General features: G+C 75.2%; 3 protein-coding genes. 1 reads left to right on the forward strand and 2 read right to left on the reverse strand.

The genetic code is table 11. From position 1 onward, the window contains the following. Positions 1 to 235: 235 nt before the first annotated feature. A complete protein-coding gene (locus ACFV4G_RS27755; RefSeq protein ID WP_380444830.1) occupies positions 236 to 1,147 on the forward strand; it encodes a phytoene/squalene synthase family protein in 912 nt (303 codons plus the stop codon). 62 nt (positions 1,148 to 1,209) lie between these two features. Here the strand turns inward: ACFV4G_RS27755 and ACFV4G_RS27760 are convergent, their stop codons facing one another. Together ACFV4G_RS27760 and ACFV4G_RS27765 are read right to left on the reverse strand one after the other, a co-directional pair. Further along, the gene (locus ACFV4G_RS27760; RefSeq protein WP_380444831.1) at positions 1,210 to 2,037 is read right to left on the reverse strand and encodes an NlpC/P60 family protein; all 828 of its coding nucleotides are present in this window, start codon (positions 2,035 to 2,037) and stop codon (positions 1,210 to 1,212) included. A 299-nt stretch (positions 2,038 to 2,336) separates the two neighbouring features. Continuing rightward, positions 2,337 to 6,164 carry a helix-turn-helix domain-containing protein gene (locus ACFV4G_RS27765; RefSeq protein ID WP_380444833.1) on the reverse strand — a complete coding sequence of 1,276 codons (3,828 nt, stop codon included), beginning with the start codon at positions 6,162 to 6,164 and terminating at the stop codon, positions 2,337 to 2,339. Positions 6,165 to 6,238 lie beyond the last annotated feature (74 nt).

Here is a 6,238-nt window from a genome sequence, read left to right on the forward strand (position 1 = left end):
TTTTTTTTATATTATTATTTTTGTTTGTTGATCTATAATAACAAATACCGGCCCCCCGCCCCGCCGCCCCCCCCCCCCCCCTCCAGACCAACCCGGGCGGCTCTCGTCTTTCGACCCTAAACGAACCCGCCTTACCGAACACTTACCAATCGCTCGCGCCCGGCCCTCGTATCACCACCCCCACGCCCACCGTCTAGGCTCGGGGACGATCGAACGAAGGACCGAAGGGAAGCACGTGGGCAGCTGGGAGCGCGCGCTGGACGCGGCCGGGATCGACGACCCCGGACTGCGCGGCGACTACGGCCGGCAGCGCGAGCAGGTCACCGCCTACCGCCGCGAGGCCGCCCTCGCCGCCGGGCTGCTGCTGCCGCCCCGGCTGGTGCCGCACGTGATCGCCGCCACCGCCTTCATGCACCGCACCGACACCCTCCTCGACAGCGGCCCGGTCGACGAGCGGCGGCCGGCCTACGCGCGCTGGGAGCAGGAGGTCGTCGAAGGACTCGCGACCGGCCGGACGGACAACCCCGAGCTGCGCCCGTTGCTCGCCTCCGCCGCCGCGCGTCCCGTCCTGCGCGAGCGCATCCCCGGCCATCTCGCCGGAGCCCTCGCGGACCTCGACTTCACCGGCTTCGCGACCGAGTCCGACTACCAGGCCTACCTCGACGGCTACGCACTGCCCGCGTTCATGGTGGTCGCCGCGCTGCTCGGCCCCGATGGCGACCAGAGCGCCTACGAGGCCGCCTGCCGCGTCTTCATCGACGCGAGCCAGCGCCTCGACTTCGTCAGCGACCTCGCCGAGGACCTCGCCGACGGCCGTCTGACGATCCCCGCCGACACTCTCGACAGGCACGGCGTCACCCGCGCCGACCTCGAACAGGGCCGCGACACACCGGCCTTCCGCGCCCTGGTCGCCGAGCAGCTCGACCAGGTCGACCGCACCCTCGCCGCCGCCCGCACGGTGGTCGACCTGGCCCCGCCGGCCCACCGGCCGATGGTCCGCTGCATGGTCGGCCTGGAGGCCCTCACCAGCGCCACCGCCCGCGCCGACGTCCCCGCTCTGCTCCGCCGGTCCGCCGGCCCGTCCAAGCTCGGCGCCCTGCACCTCCTGGCCCGCGAGTACCTGCGGGCCCGCCGCGTGGCGCGCTGACGGCAGGGGGGGCGACGCCCGGCCCCCGCCCGAGCGGGCGAGGGCCGGAGGGGGGTCGCCGGTCAGCAGGTGGGCACGTCCGGCAACCAGGCCGGGCCCTGGAGGTAGATGTTGCTGATCCAACCGTGGTAGTCCGGCAGGTAGGACCACGCGTCGTTGGTGTAGCCCTCCGCCGTCACCGACTCACCGTGGGTCTGGCACTGGACGCGCACGGCCGTCGGGCCGGGCAGGACGGCGACCGGCGGGCCCGAAGTGCCAGGCGTCGGGCGGATGTTGACGCCGTTGCTCCAGGTCTGGTGGTTGGTGGTGGCCGCCGTGCCGGGGTCGTAGCGGACGGCGCCCGCGTAGTCGGCCATGTTGTGGCTGGTCAGGTCGGACACCATGATGTGCGTGTCCGACTCCCGCGCCTCGACGATCTTGCCGCCGCCCAGATAGATCGCCACGTGGTGGACCCACGACGTGCCCCAGAAGACGAGGTCGCCGGGCTTCAGCACACCGGTGTCGGTGCCCAGGCGCTGCCCGGGGAGCTGGAACTCCTCGGCGGCGTCCTTCTGCCCGACGACGTCCGAGCCCGCGGCCTTGTACCAGGCCCAGCGGATGAACCCGGAGCAGTCGTAGCCCTGCCGGTAGGGATCGTTCTTGGACCGCTCGGGGTCGCTCGGGTCGACGCTGCCGTACGTGGCGCCCGGGGTCGGGCCGTGGCCGCCGCCCCACGTGTACCAGGTGCCGGCGGCGACCTCGTCGCACGCGGCGGCGATGGCGCGGGCGGCGCCGTCGGATATCGGGGTGCCGCCCAGCCCGCACGCGGCGGTGGTGTCGGCGCGGGCCGGAGCGGCGAGGGTGATCGCGCTCAGGAGCCCGGCCAGGAGGGCAAGCAGCAGGCCTGCCACGGGAGTTCTACGGTGGTTCGCTCGCAAGGAAGGTCCCCTCTTCATGGAGGTGCGACGGAACGGGCGGCGGGCCGCTCAAGGGAGGAAGCACCCGGCCGTGCGGCCGTCCCCCGTACACCCCCATGGCCGCACGACATCTGACGCATCGTCGGACACCGAATGCGGTCGCGGACCGCCGCCCATGCCCCGAGCCTGCCCACCCGACCCGGCAACCGTCCACCCGCCACCGGTCGCCCATCCCATCGGGAAACGGGAAACCTTCCGGGAAACCGCGGCCGACCTGCCTCGACGAGCCCCGGTCAACACCCCGCCCGGTACGGCTCCCCCGGCAGCAGCGCCGCCCACCGCGCCGCGTCGACCGGTCCGAGCAGCCCGCAGATCGCGGCCGAGCGCGCACCGGTGTCCTGGTTCCAGAACCGCACCGTCCCGTCGCTGCCGCCGCTCGCCAGCGAGCGCCCGTCCGGGCCGAAGTCGACCGACCAGACGGCGTTCCCGTGCCCGGCCAGCGCGGCGACCGGCGCGCCCGCCCGCGCGTCCCAGGTCCGGACCGTCCCGTCGTTCCCCCCGCTCGCCACCGTCCGCCCGTCCGGCGAGAACGCGACCGCCCGCACCGCCCCCGTGTGCCCGGCGAGCGTCGCCAGCGGCCGTCGCTCACTGGCGTCCCACAGCCGGACGGACCCGTCGTTGCCGCCGCTCACGAGCGTCCGTCCGTCCGGCGAGAACGCGAGTCCGCGCACGGCCCCCGTGTGCCCGGTCAGCGTGCCGACCGGGCGCAGCTCACCGACGTCCCACAGCCGCACCGTGAGGTCGTCGCTCCCCGAGGCGAGCGTGCGCCCGTCCGGGGCGAAGGCGACGGCGTTGACGAAGTCCGTGTGCCCGATCAGCACTCCCTCGGCCCGCTGCCAGGGCACGTTCCAGAGGCGGACGGTACGGTCCTCGCCCGCCGAGGCGAGCAGCCGCCCGTCCGGGCCGAACGCCACCGCGAAGACCGAGCCCTGGTGCCCGGTGAACGCCGCCACCTGGCTCCGCGCGGCCACGTCCCACAGCCGGACCGTCGAATCGGCGCCGGCCGAGGCCAGCAGCCGCCCGTCCGGGCTGAACGCCACGCCCAGCACCTGACCGCCGTGCCCGGTGAGCACCCCGGTCTGCCGCCGCGTCGCGACGTCCCACAGCCGCACCGTCCCGTCCGCACCCGCCGACGCGACCGTCCGCCCGTCCGGGCTGAACACCGCCCGCCACACCTCCGCGAACGGATGGGCGACGAGTGCCGCCGCCCCCAGGTCCCACAGCACCACCGACTGGTCGAACCCGGCCGTGGCCAGCAGCGTGCCGTCCCGGCCGGCCGCGACGCCGAGGACGTAGTCGGTGTGGCCCGCGAGCGTCGCGGTCACCCGCCGCCCGGCGACGTCCCACAGCCGCACCGTCCCGTCCCCGCCCGCGCTCACCACGGTGGCGCCGCCGTCCAGGTACGCCACCGCGTTGACGTCGTCGCTGTGCCCGGTGAGGACCGCCGTCGTGGCGCCGCTCGCGACGTCCCACAGCCGCACGGTGCGGTCCGTCCCGGACGAGGCGACGCTCCGCCCGTCCGGGCTGAACGCGACCCCGAGCACCTGCCCGCCGTGCCCGCTCAGAACCGCCGTGGCGGCACCCGTCACGGCGTCCCACAGCCGCACCGTCCCGTCCGCGCCCGCCGACGCGACCGTCCGCCCGTCCGGTCCGGTGGCGACGGCCTGGACCTCACTCCGATGACCGGTGAGCGTCACCAGCGGCCGGGGCCCCGCCGACACGTCCCCGGTGCCCCCGATGTCCCCCTTCAGCTTCGCGCCCTCGTCCCACGCGGCCGCCGACCAGACCCGGACGACGCCGTCGGCCCCGCCCGACACCACCTCCCGTCCGTCCGCGCTGAACGCGACCGCCCGCACCGACCCGTCGTGCCCGCCCAGCACGACCGGCGAGCGCCGCCCGGCCACGTCCCACAGCCGCACCCCGTCCGAGCCCGCCGAGGCCAGCACCCGCCCGTCCGGGCTGAACGCGACACCCCTGACCGGCCCGGAATGCCCCACCAGCGTCCCGCTCGGCCGCCGGTCCGGCAGGCTCCACAGCCGCACCGTCCCGTCCGAACTCGCCGTCGCCAGCAGCTTCGCGTCGGGGCTGATCGCACACCCGTTCACCGGCCCCGTGTGCCCGACCAGCCGCCCCGCGAACGGCTGCGCCTGCGTGCTCAGCAGCGCGCTGCGCGCCTCGACGGTCGGCGCGAGCCGGAACGCCCGGTCGGCGAGCAGCATCGACGCCTCGGGCCGCCCGGCGGCGAGCCGGCCCGACTCGGCCGCCATCGCCCTGGACGTCGCCGTCCGCCCCTGGTCGACCGCCGAGGACCGCTGCTGGTAGGCGAAGGCCCCGGCGGTGAGCGTGATCACGAGCAACAGGACCAGCGAAACGATGAGTCGACGCTGCCGTCGCGCCTGCCGGCGGGCCACCCCCTGGCGCTCGTCCTCATGCTTCCGGCTCGCCCGCAGAAAGCCTGTTTGACGATCCGTCAATTCATCGTGATGGAGCGGATCATGCGCCCACTGCCAAGCCGCCGCGAGCCGCGCACCGCCATAGAGCGCGGCAGGGTCCCGTCCGTCCCGGTCCCACTCCGCAGCAGCTTCACCGAGTTGACGACGGATCAGCAGGCCGGCCCGGTCCGCCTCCACCCAGTCCCGCAGCCGCGGCCAGGCCCGTAGCAGCGCCTCGTGCGTGATCGCGACCGTCTCGCGGTCCACGGTGAGCAGCCGGGCCCGGACGAAGGCGTCCAGCACCGCCCCGCCGTCCCCGCCCACCAGCAGCGACAGCAGCTCCGCTCGCGCCACCGGCCGCCGGAACTCCTCGCCCTCCGGGCCGACTTGCACCAGCCGCAGCAGGAGCTGCCGAGCGAGCTCCCGCTGCCCGGCGCCCAGCCCCGAGAACACCCGCTCGGCACTCTCCGCGACCGCGCCGTGGATGCCGCCCGTGCCCAGGTAGCCCTCCACCGTCAGGGTCCGCCCGTCGCGCCGCTGCCAGGTCGCCAACAGCGCGTGCGACAGCAGCGGCAGCACCCCGGCGCTCTCCGCCGCCCCGGCCCGCTCCCCCAGGTCGCGCAGCAACACCTCCACCAGCCCCGGTTCCAGCCCCAGCCCCGCCTCGGCCGCCGGCCGCGTGATCGACTCCCGCAGTTGCGCCCCGGCCATCGGGCCGAGCGCGAGCAGCCCGTGGCTGAGCACGGGCACGAGCTCAGGGTGGTCGAGGCACCGTCCGCAGAAGTCCGCCCGCACACCCAGCACGACGAGCGCCGCCGGGCGCACCGTCGCGAGCCCGCACAGCGTCCGGACGAACGCCCGCCGCTCCTCCTCGTCCGCACACAGAGTGAACGTTTCCTCGAACTGGTCGACGATCAGTGCCAGTCCGGCGCCCGACGGCTCCTCCCGCGCCGCCTCCTCCAGCGCCTCCCGCAGCGCGGCCAACGGGTGCGCCGTCGGCGTGCACACCGCCACCCGCCACCCCGGCCTCCCCTCGGGAGCCAGCGCCCCACCGCGCAGCGCCGGCACCAGCCCGGCCATGAGCAGCGAGGACTTCCCGGCCCCCGACGGCGCGACGAGCGCGAGCGGCCCGTGCCCGGCCCGCTCGGCCAACCGGTCGAGCAACTCGGCGAGTTCGCCGTCCCGCCCGGCGAACCAGCGCGCCTCCCCCGGCCCGAACGACGCGAGCCCCGGGTACGGACACGGCTCGTCCCCACCGTCCGTCCCTCGCTCATCGGCCCGCGGGCACTCGACCAGCCGCACCAGCGCGCCGCCCGCCCGCAGCATGTCGTCACACCGCTGCGCGAGGTCGGGCGTCGCGGGCTTGCCGCCGTTCTCGATCTTGCTCAGGTAGCCCTTGCTGTAGTGGACGAGCCGCGACATCTCCGCGAGCGAGAGCCCCCGCACCTTCCGCAACCGCCGCAACTCGGCCCCGAACTCCGGAGGCCGTCCCCATTCGCGCTCGTCGAGCTCCGACCCCACCCCTGCCCCCCAACAGGTTGACGCAACGCCATCATCATGACGGCCCGGCGGCTGCCGGCAGGCCCGAATCACCGAAACGCTGCGAAGCCCCTCCCGGGAACACGACACCGCCGGGGGGGGGGGGGGGCGGGGCGCGGGCCCCGGGGGCGCGGGGCGCCGGCCGCGCGGCCGGGCGCGCGCCT

This window comes from Kitasatospora sp. NPDC059747 (genome assembly GCF_042732955.1).
In the GTDB taxonomy this organism is placed as follows: domain Bacteria; phylum Actinomycetota; class Actinomycetes; order Streptomycetales; family Streptomycetaceae; genus Kitasatospora.